This is a genomic window from Vibrio ichthyoenteri ATCC 700023 (genome assembly GCF_000222605.1).
GTDB classification, from domain to species: domain Bacteria; phylum Pseudomonadota; class Gammaproteobacteria; order Enterobacterales; family Vibrionaceae; genus Vibrio; species Vibrio ichthyoenteri.
This window is the reverse complement of the sequence record NZ_AFWF01000096.1, coordinates 1-262: the sequence shown is the minus strand read 5'-3', so window position 1 is coordinate 262 and position 262 is coordinate 1. Positions and strand designations below refer to the sequence as shown.

Sequence of the window (262 nt, the reverse complement as noted above, 5' to 3'; positions counted from 1 at the left end):
AGAGACGATACTGGGTCTGTAGCTCAGGTGGTTAGAGCGTTCGCCTGATAAGCGAGAGGTCGGTGGTTCGAGTCCACTCAGACCCACCAATTCCCTTCCCAAGGAATTGGCACACAGTATCGACACCTGATGGGGCTATAGCTCAGCTGGGAGAGCGCCTGCCTTGCACGCAGGAGGTCTGCGGTTCGATCCCGCATAGCTCCACCATCTTTAAGCGCATTCGCAAGAGTGTTTTTAAAAATGGTTTTCATCAGAAAATCTA

Annotated in this window: 2 tRNA genes; both read left to right on the top strand. The window is 51.9% G+C overall.

Features of this window, described 5'->3' with window-relative positions:
- Positions 1–12: 12 nt before the first annotated feature.
- Positions 13–89 (top strand) — tRNA-Ile (locus RH85_RS08560).
- Between the two features lie 42 nt (positions 90–131).
- A tRNA-Ala gene (locus RH85_RS08555) sits at positions 132–207 on the top strand.
- Positions 208–262 lie beyond the last annotated feature (55 nt).